The following is a 21,281-nucleotide window of genomic DNA, read 5'->3' on the forward strand; positions in this document are numbered from 1 at the left end:
TATGTTACAAGGGACGGGAGTTTTTTGTTTGGAAAAAATCAGTATAGCGCCGTATCAGAAAGGGCGCCATGCTTTTAAGGGGGAAACAAATATGTCTATTCAGATTCCTAGAGGTACCCAGGATTTATTGCCTGGACAAACGGAAATTTGGCAGTATATCGAAAAGACAGCGCGTGAGATTTGTCACCGTTACCAATATAAAGAAATCCGCACACCGATTTTTGAGCACACGGAATTATTTTTACGTGGTGTAGGTGATACGACCGATATTGTACAAAAAGAGATGTATTCATTTCAAGATCGCGGTGAAAGGAATTTAACCCTTCGTCCGGAAGGCACCGCATCAGTTGTACGGTCTTATATCGAGAACAAAATGTTCGGGTGGGCCAATCAGCCGGTCAAGCTTTATTATATCGGGCCGATGTTCCGTTACGAACGTCCACAAGCAGGCCGCTTCCGTCAGTTCGTTCAATTCGGCATCGAGGCCTTAGGAAGTAAGGATCCCGGAATCGATGCAGAGGTTTTGTCACTTGCGATGAACCTGTACAAAGAACTTGGATTGAAAAAGCTGAAACTTGTGATCAACAGCCTTGGTGATAAGGAAAGCCGGACAGCGCATCGGAATGCATTAATCAAACATTTCGAACCTCGTATTGGCGAGTTTTGCCGTGATTGTCAAAATCGTCTGGAAAAAAACCCATTGCGTATCCTGGATTGCAAAAAAGATCACGATCACGAATTGATGAACACGGCGCCATCCATCATTGAATATTTAAATGATGAATCCCGTATTTATTTCGAAAAGGTTAAACAGCATCTTACGGACTTGGAAATTGAATTCGTCGAGGATCCGACGCTAGTGCGGGGCTTGGATTACTATAATCATACTGCTTTTGAAATCATGAGTGATGCAGAGGGCTTTGGCGCCATTACAACACTTTGCGGAGGCGGCCGATATAACGGGCTGGCTGAAGAACTTGGCGGACCGGAAACACCCGGAATCGGCTTTGCGCTTAGCATTGAACGCCTGATTGCAGCACTGCAAGCAGAAAACATCGAGCTTCCGATCAAAAAGGGTATTGACTGCTATCTTGTTTCCCTAGGTGAAGCGGCCAAGGATTATAACGTCAAACTTGCCCATCAATTGCGGAATGCCGGTTTTACTGTCGAAAAAGACTATCAAGACCGTAAAGTGAAAGCTCAATTCAAATCAGCCGACCGTCTCGAAGCGAGATATGTGGCGACACTCGGTGAAGAGGAATTGGCAAATAATAAAATCAACGTGAAGTTCATGGAAACCGGTGAACAAGTCCAAATGGATCTTGCCACATTCGTTGAACAATTCAAAAAGCTACAGGCTTAAGGGGGAAATACCATGTTTGGCAGAACATACTTCAATGGTGAAGTGACAGAAGCAGCGATTGGTGAAAAAGTAACATTAAAAGGATGGGTACAAAAACGTCGGGATTTGGGCGGGGTCATCTTTATCGACCTGCGTGACAGAAGCGGAGTCGTCCAAGTCGTTTTCAATCCGGACATTTCGGCAGAAGCCTTGGCCACAGCTGAAAAGATCCGTAATGAATATGTCCTTGATATCCAAGGGACAGTCATCAAACGTGAGGAAGCCAACTTCAACCCGAATGTAACAACAGGTACGGTCGAAGTTCAAGCCGAAAACGTTACAATTTTAAATGAAGCGAAAACCCCTCCGTTCGTCATTGATGAAAGAACGGATGTTTCTGAAGATATCCGCTTGAAATACCGTTATTTGGACTTGCGCCGTCCAGCGATGTTCGAAACGTTGAAAATGCGTAACCAAACAACAAAAGCAATCCGTGATTACTTGGACGGTGAAGGCTTCCTGGATATCGAAACACCTATCTTAACGAAAAGCACACCTGAAGGAGCACGTGATTATTTAGTGCCTAGCCGCGTACACGAAGGTGAGTTCTATGCACTTCCGCAGTCACCGCAAATCTTCAAGCAGCTATTGATGGTATCCGGTTTCGAACGTTATTATCAAATTGCCCGCTGTTTCCGTGATGAAGATTTACGCGCCGACAGACAGCCAGAATTCACGCAAATCGATATTGAAACAAGCTTCATGAGCCAAGAAGATATCATTAACACCGCAGAAAACATGATGGCTAAAGTGATGAAAGAAGTTAAAGGGCTTGACGTAACACTGCCATTCCCTAGAATGACATACTTTGAAGCGATGGGCCGTTACGGTTCCGACAAACCGGATACACGTTTCGGAATGGAACTTAAAGATGTCTCTGAAATCGTCAAAGACAGTGATTTCAAAGTATTCACTGGAGCTATTGCAAACGGCGGACAAGTTAAAGCGATCGTCGTAAAGGACGGAAATGCAGATTATTCCCGTAAAGATATTGATGGATTGGCTGAATTTGCAGCGATTTATGGTGCAAAAGGCCTTGCATGGCTGAAAGTTGAAGAAGACGGAGTAAAAGGACCGATCGCTAAATTCTTCGCGGAAGATCAACAGCAATTAGTATCCGTATTGGAAGCTGAAGTGGGCGATCTAATCTTATTCGTTGCAGATAAGAAAGGCGTAGTCGCTGATGCACTTGGAGCACTTCGCAACAAGCTTGGTAAAGAAAGAGGCTTGATTGATCAAAGCAAATTCAACTTCCTATGGGTGACGGACTGGCCATTATTTGAATATGACGAAGAAGAAGGACGCTACTATGCAGCACACCATCCATTCACAATGCCATTCCGTGAAGACATGGACAAACTGGAATCAGACCCAGCAAGCGTCCGTGCACAAGCATATGACCTTGTCTTGAACGGCTACGAACTTGGCGGCGGATCACTGCGTATTTACGAACGCGACGTTCAGGAAAAAATGTTCAAAGTCCTTGGATTCTCGGAAGAAGAAGCAAACGCACAATTCGGCTTCCTAATGGATGCATTCGAATACGGAACGCCACCACACGGCGGAATCGCCCTTGGATTGGACCGTATGGTCATGCTGCTTGCTGGCCGCACGAACCTTCGCGACACCATCGCGTTCCCGAAAACAGCAAGCGCAAGCGACCTGCTCGTTGACGCACCAAGTGCTGTAAGTGACAAGCAATTGGCCGAACTTAGCCTAAGGCTTGCTGCACTAAAAAAATAATCAATCTGGCAAAAATATGAAAAAATACCTAGATGGTTTCTCTTGAAACAGAGTTAAGCATTATGATATGATGTTTTCAACAAGTAAGGGTCCTGATGTGTTCGTTCTTTAACCTATAAGTTTTGACCGAACACTTATAGTTACCGGGAGCACTAGTTTCCTGGCCGCGTAAATGCCTCCCTCGAAGAGGACTTACAAACGCGAGGAACCGAGCACCCACCTGCGGAGAGCGGGTTCAAAACAAAGGCGTAAACGGCACAATTGGGACTCTTACAACTTACAAAGCAACTCATGTTAAATAAACATGGGTTTTTTTGTGCGTTAAAAAAGTGAAGAATGGTAACTTACAAGTAAATGGTGTGAACTCACGAGTAAATGGTGTGAACTTACGAGTAAAAGGGGTGAATTCACGAGTAAATGGCATAAATTCACGAGTAAATGGCTTGAATTCACGAGTAAAGGGCGCAAACTCACGAGTAAATGGTGTGAATTCACGAGTAAATGGTGTGAACTCACGAGTAATGGGTGAATTCACGAGTAAAAGGTGTGAATTCACGAGTAATGGCGTGAATTCACGAGTAAAGGGAATGAATTCACGAGTAAATGGTGCAAACTCACGAGTAAAAGGGGTGAATTCACGAGTAAAAGGCATGAATTCACGAGTAAAAGGCATGAATTCACGAGTAAATGGCGCAAACTCACGAGTAAATGGCGCAAATTCACGAGTAATGGAGTGAAATTATGAGTAAAGAGCATGATTTTACAGTAAAAAGGGTGAATTCTCGACCGAATAAAAAAAATACATGAGTTTAGGAACAAATCTGACGAATTAAACAGAGTAAACTCAGAGTAAAATGCTGATTTTTAGTTTCCCAGCAGGAAAAAAGGGTTTTAATAAAGAAGCTAAAAAAGAAGGAGTTGACGAATGAATGCTAAAACCGTGTGAAAAGCCTATGAAAATGCTCAAACTGGAGGCATTAAGCAGGAGGCTAACATCAAACCATCCGAAACAGGAACAGATAAGGAACGATTTCCGGAAAATTCGAACAGGGTTTAACGGGGAGCGGAGTATTGGAAATGAGTTGAAGGATCTTCCAAAAGAATATCGAGTATTACATGATTTGAGGCTAAGTCACGATGGGAGCCGTTATTTTCAAATGGATTTCCTTATTATCACCCGGAATTACTGTATCATCATCGAAGTGAAAAACTTTGCGGGAATGCTCTATTTTGATCGCTCTTATCCTCAATTGATTCGGACAATAGATGGGCAGGAACAAGCTTATCTGGATCCATTAATTCAAGTGGATGTGCAAAAATCCTGCTTAATGGATTGGCTCACTCTTCATAACTTTCCCTCGCTACCGATTGAAACGCTCATTGCCAATGCAAACTCGAATACCATCATAAGGACTACCCCAGGTTTTACCCCCATTTTCAAAAAAATCACGGGAAAAGAAACTCTGATTTCCAAGATTCATACCATTGAAGAAAAGTATCCTTCTGCGCAGTTGACCCAAAGGCAGAGCAATAAACTATCGAACACATTGCTGCAAAAAAATGCCCCATATAATCCGGATATACTCGAATGGTATCAGATTGATGTGAAAGATCTGCTAAATAGCGTTCAATGCCCTGATTGTTCAGCTCTTCATATGCAATATCACTGGGGCAAATGGTCATGTGGTCAATGTGCTTACGCCTCCAAGGATGCCCACATTCAAACTCTTCGTGATTATGCCCTCCTCATAGAGCCCAAAATAACGAATCAACAAGCACGGCTTTTATTACAAATAGATTCAATCGATATCATGCAACCTATTTGGGACAATATAAAAATAGAGTATATAGACTTGATGGATTAATTCACGAGTAAAGCGCCCAAACTCACGAGTAAAGTGCCTAAACTCACGAGTAAACGCCCTAAATCCACGAGTAAGGTGCCTAAACTCACGAGTAAACGCCCTAAACTCACGAGTAAAGCGCCTAAACTCACGAGTAAACGCCCTAATCCACGAGTAAGGTGCCTAAACTCACGAGTAAACGCCCTAAACTCACGAGTAAAGCGCCCAAATTCACGGGTAAACGCCCTAAATCCACGAGTAAAGTGCCCAAACTCATGACCAACCCCAATTTCTCTCGAGTAAGTCTCCATTATTCTCGAATACAACTTAAATATCCCCATTTAAGTAACATTCCGCAATATAGATTCGTAAATTATAGTAAGATTGAAATAATAATTAGCCAAGGATAGAAAGTAGTGAGAGCTTTGAAGGATTTATTGAATGCAAAGAGGAAGGAAATGCTTCAATTAGTGGAGCAGCTAGTGAATATAGATAGTGGTTCTCATACGAAAAAGGGCATTGATGAAATTGGTTCGATTTTAAAAACGAAATTTGAAAGCTTGGATTTTATTGTGGATACGGTTGAGCAGCAGAATTATGGCAATCAGCTGGTCATCCAGCATCGTGACGCGCATCAGCCGCATATTGTTGTCGTCGCACATATGGATACGGTTTTTCCTGAAGGGACAGCCCAAAAACGTCCTTTTAAAGTGAAGGGAAATCGGGCTTACGGTCCTGGTGTTGCTGATATGAAGGCTAGTTTGGTTTTGCTTTTTTATGCGATCCTTTGTTTGAAACAATCGGGGCAGACAGGCTATAAGCATGTCCAAATCATTCTCAATAGTGATGAAGAGATCGGGTCTCCGTCGTCCGCTTCACTTATATCGGAAAAGGCGGCTGATAAGAAGTTCGCGTTAATTCTTGAACCGGCAAGGGCGGATGGTTCACTGGTCACGGAAAGAAGGGGCTGCGGACAATTTAAGGTGGATGTAGTGGGGGTGGCCGCCCATGCAGGGATCGAACCGGAAAAGGGTCGAAGTGCAATTGAAGAATTGGCTCATAAGATCATCGCCTTACACCAATTGAATGATCCAAAGAAAGGAATCAGCGTTAATGTAGGCATGATTGAAGGAGGTTCTGCTGTCAATACCATCGCTTCCCATGCAGCCGCTTATGTGGATGTGCGGATCTCTGAAAAAAAGCAAGAAGGCATCATCCTCAAACAATTGAAAAAAATCTGCGCGGAAACCTATATTCCAGGGACGAAAACGGTATTAAGCGGGAAAATGGACCGGTCTCCCATGGAAAAGAACGAGAAAACGAACTTGCTTTTAGAGACGATCCGTCAGTCTGGGAAGGAAATTGGCATCCAAATCACGGATATGGCCACTGGTGGAGGATCGGATGCTTCTTTTACTTCTGAATTGGGTATAGCGACAGTGGATGGACTCGGGCCCATTGGAGGGGATGCACATAGTGATGAGGAGTATTTGGATATTCCCAGCCTGACAGAACGGACTCTCCTGCTGGCTACCATCCTTCAAAAATTATCGAAAATGACCTAGTACATTAATTCCGATTAGACTGCTTATATTTCGCTTGTCATAAATGATGTTTATGATATATTGTTAAATGGGAAGCTAAATAAGAACAGAATTTATTGGAGTTGAATATATATGCTGCATCAGTTTTCACGAAATGAATTAGCAATTGGCAAGGAAGGCATCGATATACTGAAAAACACGACCGTTGCTGTCCTGGGTGTGGGAGGCGTAGGTTCTTTTTCAGCTGAAGCATTGGCACGCACGGGTGTCGGCCGTATTATTCTTGTGGATAAGGACGATGTCGACATAACTAATGTAAACAGGCAGATTCATGCACTATTATCAACAGTCGGTCAACCGAAAGCGGAATTGATGAAAAATCGCATTCAAGACATCAATCCCGACTGCGAAGTGATCGCTCTTAAAATGTTCTATACAGAAGAAACGTTTGAGGAATTCTTCAGTTATGGCCTGGATTATGTCATTGATGCATCCGATACGGTCATTTATAAGATGCATGTGATGAAGGAATGCCTGAAACGGAATATCAAGGTGATTTCAAGCATGGGGGCCGCTAATAAAATGGATCCTACGCGTTTCCAAATTGCCGATATCTCCAAAACGCATACAGATCCGCTTGCAAAGGTCATTCGTACTAGATTGCGTAAAGAAGGCATCACAAAGGGAATTCCCGTCGTCTTCTCGGACGAAAGCCCGATTGTCATTCGTGAGGATGTCCGGAAAGAAGTCGGCAATGATGAGGCGAAAATCCGTAAAGCCCAAATGCCGCCATCTTCGAATGCTTTCGTACCATCTGTAGCGGGCTTAATTGCGGCAAGCTGGGTAATCAATGATATTTTAAAAGACATTGAAGTTCGCCGTGTAAATGATTGATAATAAGTTGACTGACTCTATACGGGGTCAGTTTTTTTGTCGAAAAAGCATATATTTCCTTATATTAACTTTTTTAACCATATCATATAGACGGGGTCGAAAGAATGAGATAAAATATTTTCAGAATATTTTTTTTATTCAGATATCATTTCTACTTAAAAGAACATACAAAACAAGGGGGTTTCAAATGAAGAATAAAAAGCTGGCAGGAATGTTTCTATCACTTTCATTGGTTGCAGGGGCGCTCGCAGGCTGTGGTGGCGACGTGAAAACCAGCAGTTCAGGCGGGAGTTCATCCAAATCGGGTGACACAATCAAAATTGGGGCCAACCTTGAATTGTCCGGAGGTACGGCATCATTCGGCCAATCGGCCGCAGATGGTTTGAAACTGGCCATCGATGAAATTAATAAAGAGGGCATCGACGGTAAGAAACTGGAAATCGTTAAGGTTGATAACAAATCAGATGCAGCAGAAGCTACAAGCGGTTCGATTAAGTTAGTCAGTCAGGACAAGGTTGTTGCTGTAGTCGGATCAGCGACAAGCACAAATACATTGGCACAGGTTCAGGTCGCACAGGATAATAAAGTTCCTCTACTTACACCAACTGCAACAAATCCCGACATCACCAATAAAGCTGGAAAGCTGAATGATTATGTGTTCAGAACTTGCTTTATCGATCCATTCCAAGGTACGGTTGCAGCCAATTTCGCATCCGACGAAATAGGGGCGAAGACGGCTGCGATCTATGTGGACAGCGCAAGTGATTATTCTAAAGGATTGGCCGCAGCTTTTAAAGAAGCGTTCACTGCCAAGGGCGGTAAAATCGTTGCAGAAGAAGCTTATGTTACAAAAGATACTGATTTCCGCTCTACATTGACAAGGATCAAATCCGCAAAACCAGAGTTCGTTTTCCTTCCTGGTTATTATGAAGAAGTCGGATTGATCTTAAAGCAGGCCCGTGAGGACGGGATGGACCTTCCGTTCATGGGCGGAGACGGCTGGGATTCCCCGAAGGTCGTTGAAATTGCCGGAGCTGAGGCGTTAAAAAATACCTATATTACGAATCACTATTCCCCAGAAGATGAAGATCCAAAAATTCAGGATTTCGTTGCCGCCTTCAAAAAGGAATACAATAAAACACCGGATGCTTTTGCCGCACTTGGCTATGATACTGGGTACTACTTGGCAGATGCCATCAAAAGGTCTGGAGATGCCTCTCCCAAAAAAATCAGACAAGCGTTGGAAGAAGTCAAAGATCTTAAATTAGTTTCCGGAACGCTGAACCTTGATGAAAATCATGATCCGATCAAATCGGCGACCATTCTGGAATATGTAGATGGCAAACAAACATTCAAGACAAAAATCAATCCATAATACCTTATGTGGATAGGGGGCAGCACCCCCTATTCTATATTCACTTAAATAACGCCTTATCGGGGAGAGTGGAATATGGAACTGATTCAGCAATTGGTAAATGGCATTTCACTCGGCAGCATTTATGCATTGATTGCGCTTGGCTATACGATGGTATATGGGATCGTCAAGCTGATAAACTTCGCCCATGGCGACGTATTCATGGTTGGTTCATTTGTAGGGTTTTACGCCATAACCGTTATGGACTTATCCTTCATCCCGGCTTTATTGATTTCGATGGTCACTTGTGCCATCTTTGGCGTTTTAATTGAAAGGATCGCTTATAAACCCCTTCGTAATGCAACACGGATTGCGGCATTGATAACGGCAATCGGTGTTTCCCTTCTGATAGAAAATGGGCTGATTTACATCCGGGGCGCCCAGCCGGAAGCCTATCCAAATAATGTCCTTCCGATGGATAAACTCGATATATTCGGCGTTTCCATCAGCAGTCAATCGATATTGATCTTATCTGTATCCATCATTTTAATGATCATCCTACAATTCGTTGTCCATAAAACCAAAATCGGCAAAGCGATGCGTGTCGTTTCATTCGATTCCGAAGCGGCTAAGCTTATGGGAATCAATGTGAATCATACGATTTCAGCTACCTTCGCCATAGGCTCGGCTTTGGCGGATTGCTGCTTGGAGTCATCGAGGCCTTGGTCAGTGCCGCCGGTTACTCTTTATGGCGCGATGGTGTGGCTTTCATCGTTCTTATCTTGATTTTGATTTTCTTGCCGCAGGGGTAAAAACAACGATTACTTTAAAGAATTCAAACCGCCGTTTGGCGGTTTTTTTGTGGGGATTTGAAGCTTGGGAGATGGGAAATATACAAGGTAGTTTAAAAATGGACAGGAGATTCATGCATGATTTTATGCATTCAAAATAGTATTATTCAATTTTGATATAGGAATTAAGACTAAAGAAGAGTGAAAAAACTGGGTTTAATTCCCTATCAGTATACTGGTATTTTGGTAAAAATGTAATTAATAGGATGGGTAAAATGAGAGAATGAATAAAATTTTTTGAGCAATAAATGAGGATTTTACAATTTCAATATAATTAAATTATCAGTTTTTTCTGAATATATCCATTGTTTTCGCAATATTTAAAATATATAAAGATAAAAATGGTGTTGTGCTCCCTGTGAAAAATATACTATTTGGCGAAATATTCTCATAATTATTGTATAGACGGAATGAAAATTATGCGGTAAACTATTTTTCGAAATATTAATTTAATTTAGAAGATTTAATCTAATCAATTTTTTCTGGGGCATCTTGAATAAATATTCATGCATCAGAGCTATGATTACAAAATGGGGGGATTATTTTGAAGAAGAAAAAATTAGCAGGGGCATTCCTTTCTCTAACACTTGCTGCAGGAGTTCTAGCGGGTTGTTCCGGCTCCGGTTCATCAGATAAAACAAGCGGGGACGGTGATACGATCAAGATCGGTGTCAACCTTGAATTATCAGGCGGTGTAGCCTCATATGGTCAATCAATTTCGGAAGGCCTGGAACTTGCGACTGCAGAAATCAATAAAGAAGGCATTGACGGAAAAAAAATCAAACTAATAAAAGTCGATAATAAATCTGAAGCGTCCGAAGCGACTAGCGGCGCAATCAAGCTGACATCACAAGATAAGGTTGCAGCGATCGTGGGTGCAGCGACAAGCACGAACTCGATTGCACAAGTGCAGATTGCACAAGATAATAAAGTGCCGGTCATCTCACCTTCTGGTACAAGCCCTGAAATCACTTTCAGCAAGGATAAATTGAATGATTACATTTTCAGGACAAGCTTCATCGATCCTTTCCAAGGAACGGTTGCTGCGAATTTTGCCACTAAAGAAATCAAAGCGAAAAGTGCGGCCATCTATATTGACAGCGCAAGTGATTATTCAAAAGGATTAGCTGCAGCCTTTAAAGAACAATTCGAAAAAAATGGCGGAAAGATCGTAGCCCAGGAAGCTTACATTGCGAAGGATACGGATTTCCGTTCCACATTGACTCGTTTGAAATCGGCAAAACCTGATTTCATCTTCCTGCCTGGTTACTATGAAGAAGCTGGTCTGATCGTGAAGCAGGCGCGTGAAACTGGACTTGACGTCCCATTCATGGGCGGAGACGGCTGGGACTCTCCTAAGCTAGTTGAAATTGCCGGTGCAAAAGCGCTTAATCACACGTTCATAACGAACCATTATTCTTCAGGTGACCCTGATGAGAAAATTCAGAAATTTGTGTCAGCATTTAAAGCGAAGTACAAAGATAAATCCCCGGATGCATTTAACGCTCTAGGATATGACACAGGATACTTCCTTGCCGATGCGATCAAACGTGCCGGTTCAGCCGATTCAGAAAAAATTAAAGAAGCGCTGGAAAAAACGAAAGACCTTGAGCTTGTAACGGGTACTTTTACATTGGATGAAAAACATAATCCGATCAAATCCGCTACAATCCTTGAATTTAAAGAGGGAAAACAAGTATTTAACACAAAAATCAATCCTTAATTTCGGAGAATAACTCCAACCCTTTCGCCGGCCCTTCGTCATAAGAGAAGGTGCTGGCGAATTCTCATTTTTCAGGTATACCAGGTCACTGAACTTCCCCTTGGCGGAATGCAAAGATTCTGGACTAATCACATTATAAAATTAGATTTTTCAAGGAGAGTCGAACATGGAATTGATACAGCAGTTAATAAACGGAGTTTCACTAGGAAGTATTTATGCCCTTATCGCTCTCGGTTATACGATGGTTTACGGGATTGTTAAATTGATAAACTTTGCACATGGTGATGTCTTCATGGTCGGCTCATTCGTTGGATTTTACTCGATAACGGTTCTGGATCTTTCATTTGTGCCAGCTCTATTAATCTCGATGACGATCTGTGCGCTCTTTGGAGTGATAATCGAGCGTATCGCATACAAGCCATTACGAAACGCTACGCGTATTGCAGCACTTATCACGGCCATCGGGGTCTCCCTTTTGATCGAATACGGATTCATCTACGTCCGTGGTGCACAGCCGGAAGCTTACCCGAATGATGTATTGCCGACGGACAAGTTCAATATCTTTGGAGTTTCCATCAATAGTCAATCGGTTTTGATTTTTGGAGTGGCTGTAGTCCTGATGATCATTCTTCAAATCATCGTTCATAAAACAAAAATAGGAAAAGCCATGCGTGCCGTTTCATTCGATGCGGATGCAGCCAAGCTGATGGGGATCAATGTTAATAACACGATTTCTGCCACCTTTGCAATCGGCTCCGCTTTAGCTGGGGCAGCAGGCGTCATTTTCGGCATTTATTATATTAAGATCGAACCGCTAATGGGTGTGCTTCCGGGGTTGAAGGCATTTGTCGCCGCCGTACTTGGAGGGATCGGGATTATACCGGGCGCCATGGTCGGAGGCTTATTACTTGGTGTCATCGAGGCTTTGGTCAGTGCCGCCGGTTACTCATTATGGCGTGATGCGGTAGCCTTCGTCGTACTGATTCTTATCTTGATTTTCATGCCACAAGGCTTATTCGGTAAAAACAAAAAAGAAAAAGTATAGGGGAGACAAAGCAATGACTACATTTAAGCGGGCAAAAGGTTTTTGGCTCTCGATTTTACTATCATTGATCTTTTTCGCCGTAGTTCAAGTGTTAATCGGCGGCGGATCGCTAAATCCTTTTTATCAAAATACGCTCATGTTCATCGGGATCAATATCATTCTGGCAGCGAGCCTTCACTTGATCATCGGGATAACAGGGCAGTTTTCCATCGGACATGCCGGATTCCTGGCAGTCGGAGCCTATGCTTCAGCCGTTATGACCATGAAGCTTGACATGTCTTTTGCCCTTGCGTTGATCGTGGGCGGTTTGGCGGCAGCGCTGGCAGGATTGATCATAGGAATCCCAAGCTTACGTTTAAAAGGTGACTACTTGGCGATTGCCACCCTCGGTTTTGGGGAAATCGTCCGGATTGTGCTTTTGAATATCGATTATGTTGGCGGGGCAAGCGGGATGCAGGTATCCCATTTGACCACTTGGCCTTGGGTATTCGCTTCCGTTATCGTTACGATCATCGTCATCAGGAACTTCACAAGTTCGACACATGGCAGAGCCTGCATATCGATCCGTGAGGACGAGACGGCTGCCGATTCGATGGGGATCAATACGACCTATTACAAAGTTGTCGCGTTTGCGATCGGGGCCTTTTTCGCCGGAATTGCTGGAGGGCTTTACGCGCATAACTTCTACATCATCCAGCCATCCAACTTCGGATTCCTTAAGTCATTCGATATCTTGATCTTAGTTGTACTTGGCGGCCTTGGAAGTCTTTCAGGAGCCGTTTTGGCGGCCATCCTACTGACTGTGGTCACGACATTCCTCCAGGATTATCCTGAAACGCGAATGATCATTTACAGCCTTGTGCTAATCGTCATGATGATCTATCGTCCACAAGGTTTAATGGGAACAAAAGAAATAACATCCATGTTCAAACGTAAAGGAGGCAGCCGCCATGAAAATAAAAACACCGCTGCTTAAAGTCGATTCGGTCGGCATCCAGTTCGGGGGGCTAAAAGCCGTTTCCGAAGTTAACGTCGAGCTGTACCCTGGAGAATTGGTTGGCTTGATTGGACCGAACGGAGCCGGGAAAACGACTTTTTTTAACTTACTGACAGGGGTATACGTCCCGACGGAGGGAACGATTTCTTTAAAAGGGGAGGACTTGAGAAAAAAGCCTCCATATAAAATCACCCAAAAAGGCATCAGCCGGACATTCCAGAACATACGCTTATTCAGTGAACTATCCGTGATCGATAATGTAAAGGTGGCCTATCATTCCCTTTCGAAGCATAGTATTTTAAGCTCGATCTTCCGGATGCCGATCCATTTTAAAGGCGAAAAGGAAATGGATGAAAAGGCGATTGAGTTCCTGAAGATTTTCAACCTTGATCAATATAAGGATGAAAAAGCGAAGAACCTGCCATATGGCAAACAAAGACGTTTGGAAATTGCCCGTGCACTTGCAGCCAACCCGAAACTGCTTTTGCTGGATGAACCGGCAGCGGGAATGAACCCTCAGGAGACGCACGAGCTCATGAAGCTGATTGCCCTCATCCGTGAAAAATTTGATTTGACCGTATTATTGATTGAACATGATATGCCGCTCGTCATGGGTGTTTGCGAACGCATATATGTACTCGATCACGGACAGCTGATCGCTCACGGCAAGCCAGAGGAAATCCGTAACAATCCAAAAGTCATCGAGGCCTATCTGGGCGAGGAGGTTTCATAATGTTAAAAATCGAGGACATCAACGTCTATTATGGAAACATTCAAGCCTTGAAAGGAATCTCGCTTTCTATTAATGAAGGTGAAATCGTTACCCTGATCGGGGCAAACGGAGCGGGGAAAAGCACGATGCTGAAAACCATTTCGGGACTGTTAAAACCAAAACAGGGGAAAATCATGTATGAAGGGCAATCCATCGGCGGAAAGGCCGCACAATCCATCGTCAAAATGGGCATTTCCCATGTACCTGAAGGCCGGCGTGTATTTGCTAATATGACCGTTGAAGAGAACCTTCAGCTTGGTGCCTATTTACGCAAAGATAAGGCAGGCATCAAGCAGGACATGGAGAAAGTCTATGAATTATTCCCGCGTTTGCTTGAGCGCCTGAAACAGCAATCCGGAACCCTTTCCGGCGGTGAACAGCAAATGCTCGCAATGGGCAGGGCACTCATGGCCAAGCCCCGGCTTCTGTTGTTGGACGAGCCATCCATGGGACTCGCCCCATTATTGGTGAAGCAAATCTTTCATATCATCGAAGAAATCAATAAAACAGGTACAACGATCCTGCTGGTTGAACAAAATGCCAACCTTGCCCTATCCATCGCGGACAGAGCCTATGTTGTCGAAACAGGCCGAATTGTCCTATCAGGCAAATCTGAGGAACTGACCGCAAGCGAAGAAATCAAGAATGCCTATTTAGGAGGGCATTAAACCGCTTTATAGCGGATTCAAACTGCAGACAAACTCGAAGAAAAGCGAGTTTGCCTGCAGTTTTTTTATTTCAAAAAAGTGGCAGTTGATTTCAGAAATCCGCTCCCTTTCCGCCGATTGTCTGCAAAGCCTTATCAAAGTAAGCGGCTGTGGGGTCTCGGCTAGCCAGTAATTCGGCAGGAGTGTCGCAAATTTCTTCAATCTAGTGTTTCATCCATATAAAAAGTAAAAAACATGAAGGATAAACAAGTCTTCTTTTATAAAAGGATTCGGGGTGAGATACTTCGGCCCCCTTTTTTAGACAAAAGTGTTTATATCTGAATGAGTTGATTGGAGCGGGTGTTCGAGACTCCTGCGGGGAAAGCGAGTGCCTGGAGTGGAAATCAAAGTACAAATTTTAAAGTAATCAATTATTATCAAGTTTGTCTATAGTCAACCGCTTTGTTTTAAAATTAGATAGAACCCATTTTTGTCGACAAACTGAGCTCGCTTTATAGCGTTTTTTTGTTTTTTAAATAAGCTATTTCAACTAGATAAAAAGGTTAGTAAAACCAAATCACTCGGTATACAATCTAGTTAGGGATAATAGTAGAATGGGTTCATGATCAAAACCTCATCCATAGCTATTCTTAATCATATTTTTTGGAGTGATTTCATGCACAAACTTATTCAGGCCTTACTGCCGGTTCTACTGCTGTTTATGATTCTGCCAATCTGCCAGCCGGATGCTGCATCTGCAGAAGAAATCCCGCAATCCGATGGTGTCATCGTCAAATATAAAGAGACGAATGATGAGCCAATCAACGACTTGATAGAAAAGGTCGAGGTCCCTAAAGGGGAAACGACCGACAACGTTATCGAAGAACTTGAAGATCAGAAGAATGTGGAATATGCAGAGCCAAACTATCTTTTCAAGAAGATGGACAGTCCGAACGACCCTGCCTATAAAGACCAGTGGCATCATAAAACGCTCGGAACGAATGCAGCATGGACAAAAACCATGGGCTCAAAGGAAATGGTCGTAGCCATTATTGACGATGGGATCGATCGTAACCACGCTGATTTAAAAGGGAAAATCGTCAATGCCTATGATACGGTACGCAATCGGAAGAATATCGTACCAAAAGGGGAGCATGGAACGCATATTGCTGGCATCATTGCAGGTTCTGCAAACAACGGCATTGGCGGAGCGGGTGTTGCGCCTAACGTAAAACTCATGCCGATCAACGTTTTTGATGGCGAATATGCCAATACGGCCGATATCATTGACGCCATTCATTTTGCCGTACAGCACAAGGCTAACATCATCAATATGAGCCTGGGAGACACCAGTTATTCCGAGGCGTTGAACAAGGCTGTCCAAGAAGCCTATAAAAAAGGCGTCCTGATCGTCGCAGCTGCCGGGAATGAAGGTGATATGGGCAAAAATGTACAGCGTGTGTATCCAGCTGCATTCAGCCATGTCATTTCCGTTGCGGCCACTGACTCAAGGGACAAGCGTACTAGTTATTCCAACTACCATTCAACAGTGGATATTGCAGCCCCTGGAGATGATATCCTTTCAACCTTACCGGATGGTAAATACGGCTGGATGAGCGGAACATCAATGGCCACGCCGATGGTGACGGGTGTAGCGGCACTGATTTGGTCGTATGAGCCCAAGCTCAACAAATCGGAGGTCGAATACCGCCTATATGATTCAGCTGTGGACCTCGGTGCAAAAGGGAAAGACATCTACTATGGAAACGGGCGGCTCAATGCCAAAAAAGCGCTGGAAATGAAGACGCTGACCAAACCGGCCGTGACCGCGATTTCCGATAGGGACACCAAGATGAATGGGAAAATCCCAACTGACTTCAAAACGGGGACCGTCTCCATTTATACCGATAAAAAACAACTCGCCACGGTGAAGATCAACGGCGAAAAGTCGTTTACAGCGACCATCGAAAAACAAACAGCCGGAACGGCCATCTCTACTAGGGTCATCGATAAATCGGGAAATAAAAGTATACCCGTTTCATTTAAAGTGGCAGATAAAACGGCTCCCTTAAAACCGTCAGTAAATACGGTAGGAGACAATACCGTTAAAGTAGCGGGAAAAGCGGAAGCGGGATCTGCAGTCACTGTCAAAAATGGCAGTACGGTCCTTGGCAAAGCAAATTCCAATAACGCCGGTAATTTCACCGTAACGATGTCAAAGAAACAAAAAGCAGGAAAAGTCCTATCCGTTACAGCAACCGATAAAGCAGGAAATACAAGTTCAGCCAAAACAGTGACCGTCGCAGACAAAACAGCACCAAGTAAACCTACGGTCAACACGGTCACGACAAAAACGACAAAAGTAACAGGCAAAGAAGAAGCCAACTCCACTGTCTCCATCAAAGCATCAGGAAAAGTGATCGGCTCTGCCACAGCAACGAATAAAGGCACTTTCTCGGTTAAAATCCCCAAGCAAAAAGCCGGGAAAAACCTATATACCTATGCCAAAGACAAAGCGAAAAATGTAAGTGAATCAAGGAAAGTCACGGTTAAAAAGTGATATGAAAATAAGTACAGCCCCCATAATAAGTACTGGGGGCTGTACTTGTATCACTCTTGTTTTGGGTCAAAAAAAAGAAGCAATAGCGAATATTGCTTCTTTGCTCATCTGTTGTTTCATCTACTTTGCAATATCGTCCTACACGAAATATTTTAAATTTCACCTTCTTCAAGCCTCCTATTATATTCAATTTTACTTATTAATCCTTTTGCATTACAGGTAAGACAATCTGTGTAAATATCGTAGGCCCCCGTACCTGCACAAACATGGCATTTAACATGAGTTTCTGGTATATCCTTTTGCATGAATGAAAAAAGTTTTCCAATATACTGCAGAATAAGCATTCCCAAAACTCCTTTTTTTTTTAATCATACAACAAAAAAAGGCGAAACCTACATGAAATACAATATCATTACTTAAATCAAATAAAACCATTACATACTTTACATTGAATTAAAAAATCGCCTCGATAGATTCAAGGTTATTTTATTAGGTAAGAAAGGGCGAGGAGTGAACAGTCCTTAAAGATATACTTATTTAATTGTTCGTTGCCGTACAGTTTTGTTCCAACTCTCCCTTTAAATCAAAGGCTGTTTTCACATACTATGTTGCTATTTACCAGGTAGTGAGTTGTAGTTGATTTCCCCTCCAGATGCTCGCTTTCCTTGGTGCGGGCGGTGAGCCACCTCGGCGTAAACGCCTGTGGGGTCTCACCTGTCCCGCTGCTCCCGCAGGAGTCTCGCACTTCCGCTCCAATCAACCTTAAATAGTTTCGTTTTAAAAACAACAATCTTTACGAAAAGAGCCAAATCAAAAAAGCCGCTCAAATGGAACGGCCTAACTTTCCTTTATAAACTATCAGGAGGTTTGTCTACTGCATTTATGGGCTTTGGGAAACCTGTGGGATATTATAATCCGGATATATAATTATTTTTTTCTCAAAATCCATAGGTAAGCCAATATTGATATCCCCACAGAGACTGCTGCCATTATGTAAATGCTAATATACCCAAATAGATAGCCGATTTGTCCGAAGAGGATGGCCCCGCAACCGATTCCAAGATCAAAGAAGGAATAGAAAGTGGCATTGGCCATGCCCTTTCGATTTCGGGCAGCGTGTTCAAGAGACCACGCTTGAAGAGCCGGTTGGACAGCACCGAATCCAATGCCATAAAAAATAGCTGCCATATACAGAATCATGTTACTAGGCATCCATGCTAGCAATAGCATCGCCGCTACGATAAAAAGAGCAGATGGAATGAAGACAGCTTGATGTCCTTTTTGATCAAAGATTTTTCCAGCGAACATTCGTGTGAAAATAAGAGCTAAAGCGTAAAGAAAAAAGTATCCTTGAATACCTGTCAGACCTTTTTCGATCGTATAAAGCGGTAAGAAGGTAGCAATCCCGCCAAAAGATACCGTAATGAAAAAAACAAGAACGGACGGAGCAACTGCGCTTTTTTCATAAATGTCAAACCTATTAGTTTTAGCGGGGACAGAAGGATGATCTACTTTTTTATAGGTAATTGTTGAAGCCATGATCCAAGCTGCCAGGCTTAATGCCCCGCAAAATAAAAACAAATGCTGAAAGGTTAAAACATCCGCTAAGAAAAGTCCAAATGACGGACCAAAAGCCATCGCCAAATTACCCGATAAAGTGAAGTATCCCATTCCCTCACCCCGACGCTTTGCTGGTATAAGATCGGAGGCAATCGTACCTGATGCGGTGGTCGTATATCCCCAGCCAATCCCTTGGACAATCCTCATTGCACATAGAAGGAAAATACTCATCATAAATCCAAACGAGCCTATCGCTACAGCCAAAAAGGCTAGACCGAACAGGAAAACAAAACGTCTACCTTTTGTTTCCAGGGCCTGTCCGGCAAAGGGGCGGACAATCAGGGCAGAAAATAAAAACATGCCAGCAACTAACCCAATATACCGTTCATTTCCGCCAAGCTCTTTTACAAAAAGCGGAAGGGTAGGGGAAGTCATTTGAAAGGATAAAAAAACAAAGAAGTTAGCAATGAAAATCATCACAAAATCACGTGTCCAGATTTTATTGGCAACCGGAAGTTCTTCTTTTAACAAGGGTATACCCATAATAGTCATTCTCCTTAATTGATAGTAATTATCATTCTCATTTTACTAGAGTTATAGAAAACAATCTATAAAGAATAGAAATAGAAAATAAGTGATCACATTTTATATAGGTAATATTGACTGATAGATAGTCTATAAAATCATAATAGAAACAAAAAATTAGGATGGAAGTCACTTTGTATTCAGAAAATACAAAATTTAATTTGTAAAAAATAATAAAAATGTTATATTTATGTAAATAAATAAGAGGATAGACTTATGAGGAGGAATTTGTTTTTAGGTGATGGATATTAGCTCTATATCTTATATGAAGGTGCTAAGAGGTGACAAAAAGTAAGTTATTACTAAGTCCATTGCCAATAGTGGTCTGAATCTTAATATCAATAATGCCATTTGATCATGTTCCTGCCTCTACTGCAGAGTGGAGTTACCTTTGCATAAAACAAACGTAGTTGTAAAAGCCTATATTTACCGTGAAGTTCAAATGGAAATTAATTGATCCACCTGGCAATTATGGTAAAAATGTCGGGTATTTGGGATAGTTGTTAAGAGTTCATATCATTAATGTGAAATTTTAATTAAGGACCTTTTATTTACCATTTATAAGGTTTATTATCAATGGGGAAATGAGAGATTAAAGGAGTTAATTATGGGTAGACTTACAGAGACTTTAATGGAGACGGTAGAAGATTCTCAAAATAGCAGGAAGAAACCTATGGTTGTTAAACTAAATTCCGAACAATTAGATGAATTTGTACAAAGATTTCCAGATGACGGTGAGTTTTTTGGTTTATGCTATCACATTCATGATGATAAGACGGTCACTTTTAACTATAATTCAGATGGTAAACTTCTAGAAGTATTGAATTTGGTTAAGTGATTTGCACTTTGGAGTATCCAGCAGAAATGCTGGGTTTTTTTGAGCATAAATAATCTTAATGAGATCTTGTGCAAAGTCGAATACTGTAGTGGATAAAACAGCATCTGTGAAACCGACAGTAAATGAAGGCGATACAACACAACAAAAGTTAATGGAAAAGCGGAACAGGCTCTGCCGTTATTGTTAAAATGGGAGCACTGCGTTCGGCAAAGCAAAGTTCATTAGCTTAGGGAATTTCACAAGAACGATTTAAAATAAATAAAAGCCAAAAAATTCCTATTTGTTACAGCAACCGATAAAGCAGGAAATACAAGCTCAGTGAAAACAGTGACCGTAGCAGACAAAACAGCAACAGGTAAACTGACGGTCAACACAGTAAAGACAAAAACGACAAAAGTAACCGGGAAACAGAAACCAAATCCAACTCCATTGTTTGCGTTAAATCAACTGGAAAAGTCATCAGCTCTGCCAAAGCACGAGTAAATGCAAATTCACGGCGGAATTCCTAAGCAACAGCTGAAAATACCTACCTAGTTCAAAGATAAAGCGAAAAATTTAAGTGGTGAAAGTTCTGTTAAAAAATGATAAAAACATTATTTGTGAATATGTAAAGCCTCTGAGTGAATCACGGAGGCTTTTTTATGTATAGCGGAAATCTCAATAGGGTAAGAGATTTTCTCCATATTCCGTTTTATATATATTATCACTCTCTTCAAAATCTATAAGTTGCAACATGGAAATTCCAACTGAGACTGCTACTGTTGATGAATTAAGGTTACAATGCCTAAGTGGTACTCACTCACAGATCTTATTTTGATCAGGTAAATACGGTGTGAAATACTGTAAATAGCTACTACTTAGGTATTCATTTGAAAGAACAAAGAATATTCTTAAGATTATCCAAAAGTTAAAGCATTATGAT

The 21,281-nt window shown here is 42.3% G+C and carries 19 protein-coding genes, 1 other RNA gene and 1 pseudogene; 16 read left to right on the forward strand and 5 right to left on the reverse strand.

Annotated features, from left to right (window positions below; all coding sequences use genetic code 11):
• Window positions 1-91 precede the first annotated feature (91 nt).
• From hisS to ssrS, 3 genes are all read left to right on the forward strand, one after another.
• Window positions 92-1,363: a histidine--tRNA ligase gene (gene hisS, locus SB775_RS13730; protein WP_061464216.1), complete on the forward strand. Its 1,272-nt coding sequence runs from the start codon at window positions 92-94 to the stop codon at window positions 1,361-1,363.
• A gap of 12 nt (window positions 1,364-1,375) precedes the next feature.
• On the forward strand, window positions 1,376-3,145 hold the full coding sequence (gene aspS / locus SB775_RS13735) for an aspartate--tRNA ligase (RefSeq protein WP_125160031.1): 1,770 nt from the start codon (window positions 1,376-1,378) through the stop codon (window positions 3,143-3,145).
• An 86-nt stretch (window positions 3,146-3,231) separates the two neighbouring features.
• A non-coding RNA gene (gene ssrS, locus SB775_RS13740) (6S RNA) lies at window positions 3,232-3,417 on the forward strand.
• Window positions 3,418-3,434: 17 nt separating this feature from the next.
• Here the strand turns inward: ssrS and SB775_RS13745 are convergent.
• Window positions 3,435-3,818, reverse strand: a complete 384-nt coding sequence (locus SB775_RS13745; protein WP_410861901.1) for a hypothetical protein — start codon at window positions 3,816-3,818, stop codon at window positions 3,435-3,437.
• Between the two features lie 256 nt (window positions 3,819-4,074).
• Here SB775_RS13745 and SB775_RS13750 point away from each other — a divergent pair, with 256 nt between their 5' ends.
• Window positions 4,075-5,010 carry an NERD domain-containing protein gene (locus SB775_RS13750; protein WP_410861902.1) on the forward strand — a complete coding sequence of 312 codons (936 nt, stop codon included), beginning with the start codon at window positions 4,075-4,077 and terminating at the stop codon, window positions 5,008-5,010.
• Here SB775_RS13750 and SB775_RS13755 read toward each other — a convergent pair.
• Window positions 5,007-5,315 (reverse strand): hypothetical protein, encoded by a 309-nt coding sequence (locus SB775_RS13755; protein ID WP_410861903.1) that lies wholly within the window; start codon window positions 5,313-5,315, stop codon window positions 5,007-5,009. The two genes, SB775_RS13750 and SB775_RS13755, sit on opposite strands and share 4 nt — an antisense overlap.
• Window positions 5,316-5,405: 90 nt before the next feature.
• On the opposite strand from SB775_RS13755, the gene SB775_RS13760 reads away from it, so the two are divergent.
• The 9 genes and pseudogenes from SB775_RS13760 to SB775_RS13800 all read left to right on the forward strand — a co-directional run bounded on the left by SB775_RS13760 (window position 5,406) and on the right by SB775_RS13800 (window position 14,837).
• Window positions 5,406-6,554 (forward strand): M20 family metallopeptidase, encoded by a 1,149-nt coding sequence (locus SB775_RS13760; RefSeq protein ID WP_410861904.1) that lies wholly within the window; start codon window positions 5,406-5,408, stop codon window positions 6,552-6,554.
• Window positions 6,555-6,665: 111 nt separating this feature from the next.
• Window positions 6,666-7,427: a tRNA threonylcarbamoyladenosine dehydratase gene (locus SB775_RS13765; protein WP_125160028.1), complete on the forward strand. Its 762-nt coding sequence runs from the start codon at window positions 6,666-6,668 to the stop codon at window positions 7,425-7,427.
• Between the two features lie 187 nt (window positions 7,428-7,614).
• A complete protein-coding gene (locus tag SB775_RS13770; protein ID WP_410861905.1) occupies window positions 7,615-8,802 on the forward strand; it encodes an ABC transporter substrate-binding protein in 1,188 nt (395 codons plus the stop codon).
• Between the two features lie 75 nt (window positions 8,803-8,877).
• A pseudogene (locus SB775_RS13775) lies at window positions 8,878-9,593 on the forward strand (branched-chain amino acid ABC transporter permease).
• Window positions 9,594-10,176: 583 nt separating this feature from the next.
• Window positions 10,177-11,355 (forward strand): ABC transporter substrate-binding protein, encoded by a 1,179-nt coding sequence (locus SB775_RS13780; protein WP_410861906.1) that lies wholly within the window; start codon window positions 10,177-10,179, stop codon window positions 11,353-11,355.
• 166 nt (window positions 11,356-11,521) lie between these two features.
• The gene (locus tag SB775_RS13785) at window positions 11,522-12,400 is read left to right on the forward strand and encodes a branched-chain amino acid ABC transporter permease (RefSeq protein WP_061464210.1); all 879 of its coding nucleotides are present in this window, start codon (window positions 11,522-11,524) and stop codon (window positions 12,398-12,400) included.
• A gap of 13 nt (window positions 12,401-12,413) precedes the next feature.
• Window positions 12,414-13,376 carry a branched-chain amino acid ABC transporter permease gene (locus SB775_RS13790; RefSeq protein WP_289337272.1) on the forward strand — a complete coding sequence of 321 codons (963 nt, stop codon included), beginning with the start codon at window positions 12,414-12,416 and terminating at the stop codon, window positions 13,374-13,376.
• Window positions 13,351-14,130 carry an ABC transporter ATP-binding protein gene (locus SB775_RS13795; protein ID WP_289337273.1) on the forward strand — a complete coding sequence of 260 codons (780 nt, stop codon included), beginning with the start codon at window positions 13,351-13,353 and terminating at the stop codon, window positions 14,128-14,130. The genes SB775_RS13790 and SB775_RS13795 overlap by 26 nt, the downstream gene beginning before the upstream one ends.
• A complete protein-coding gene (locus SB775_RS13800; protein WP_061464207.1) occupies window positions 14,130-14,837 on the forward strand; it encodes an ABC transporter ATP-binding protein in 708 nt (235 codons plus the stop codon). The genes SB775_RS13795 and SB775_RS13800 overlap by 1 nt, the downstream gene beginning before the upstream one ends.
• Window positions 14,838-14,843: 6 nt before the next feature.
• Here the strand turns inward: SB775_RS13800 and SB775_RS13805 are convergent, their stop codons facing one another.
• Complete coding sequence (locus SB775_RS13805; protein ID WP_410861907.1) at window positions 14,844-15,038, reverse strand: hypothetical protein; 195 nt, start codon at window positions 15,036-15,038, stop codon at window positions 14,844-14,846.
• A 454-nt stretch (window positions 15,039-15,492) separates the two neighbouring features.
• Between SB775_RS13805 and SB775_RS13810 the strand changes: the two genes are divergently transcribed.
• The gene (locus SB775_RS13810; protein WP_410861908.1) at window positions 15,493-17,376 is read left to right on the forward strand and encodes a S8 family serine peptidase; all 1,884 of its coding nucleotides are present in this window, start codon (window positions 15,493-15,495) and stop codon (window positions 17,374-17,376) included.
• Window positions 17,377-17,528: 152 nt separating this feature from the next.
• Here SB775_RS13810 and SB775_RS13815 read toward each other — a convergent pair whose 3' ends face one another.
• Together SB775_RS13815 and SB775_RS13820 are read right to left on the reverse strand one after the other, a co-directional pair.
• Window positions 17,529-17,720, reverse strand: a complete 192-nt coding sequence (locus tag SB775_RS13815; RefSeq protein ID WP_061464205.1) for a hypothetical protein — start codon at window positions 17,718-17,720, stop codon at window positions 17,529-17,531.
• A gap of 583 nt (window positions 17,721-18,303) precedes the next feature.
• Complete coding sequence (locus tag SB775_RS13820) at window positions 18,304-19,479, reverse strand: MFS transporter (RefSeq protein WP_317778905.1); 1,176 nt, start codon at window positions 19,477-19,479, stop codon at window positions 18,304-18,306.
• A gap of 649 nt (window positions 19,480-20,128) precedes the next feature.
• Between SB775_RS13820 and SB775_RS13825 the strand changes: the two genes are divergently transcribed.
• Window positions 20,129-20,359: a hypothetical protein gene (locus SB775_RS13825; RefSeq protein WP_410861909.1), complete on the forward strand. Its 231-nt coding sequence runs from the start codon at window positions 20,129-20,131 to the stop codon at window positions 20,357-20,359.
• A 318-nt stretch (window positions 20,360-20,677) separates the two neighbouring features.
• Window positions 20,678-20,842: a hypothetical protein gene (locus tag SB775_RS13830; protein WP_410861910.1), complete on the forward strand. Its 165-nt coding sequence runs from the start codon at window positions 20,678-20,680 to the stop codon at window positions 20,840-20,842.
• The last annotated feature ends 439 nt before the right edge of the window (window positions 20,843-21,281 follow it).

The organism is Peribacillus sp. SIMBA_075 (assembly GCF_046534585.1).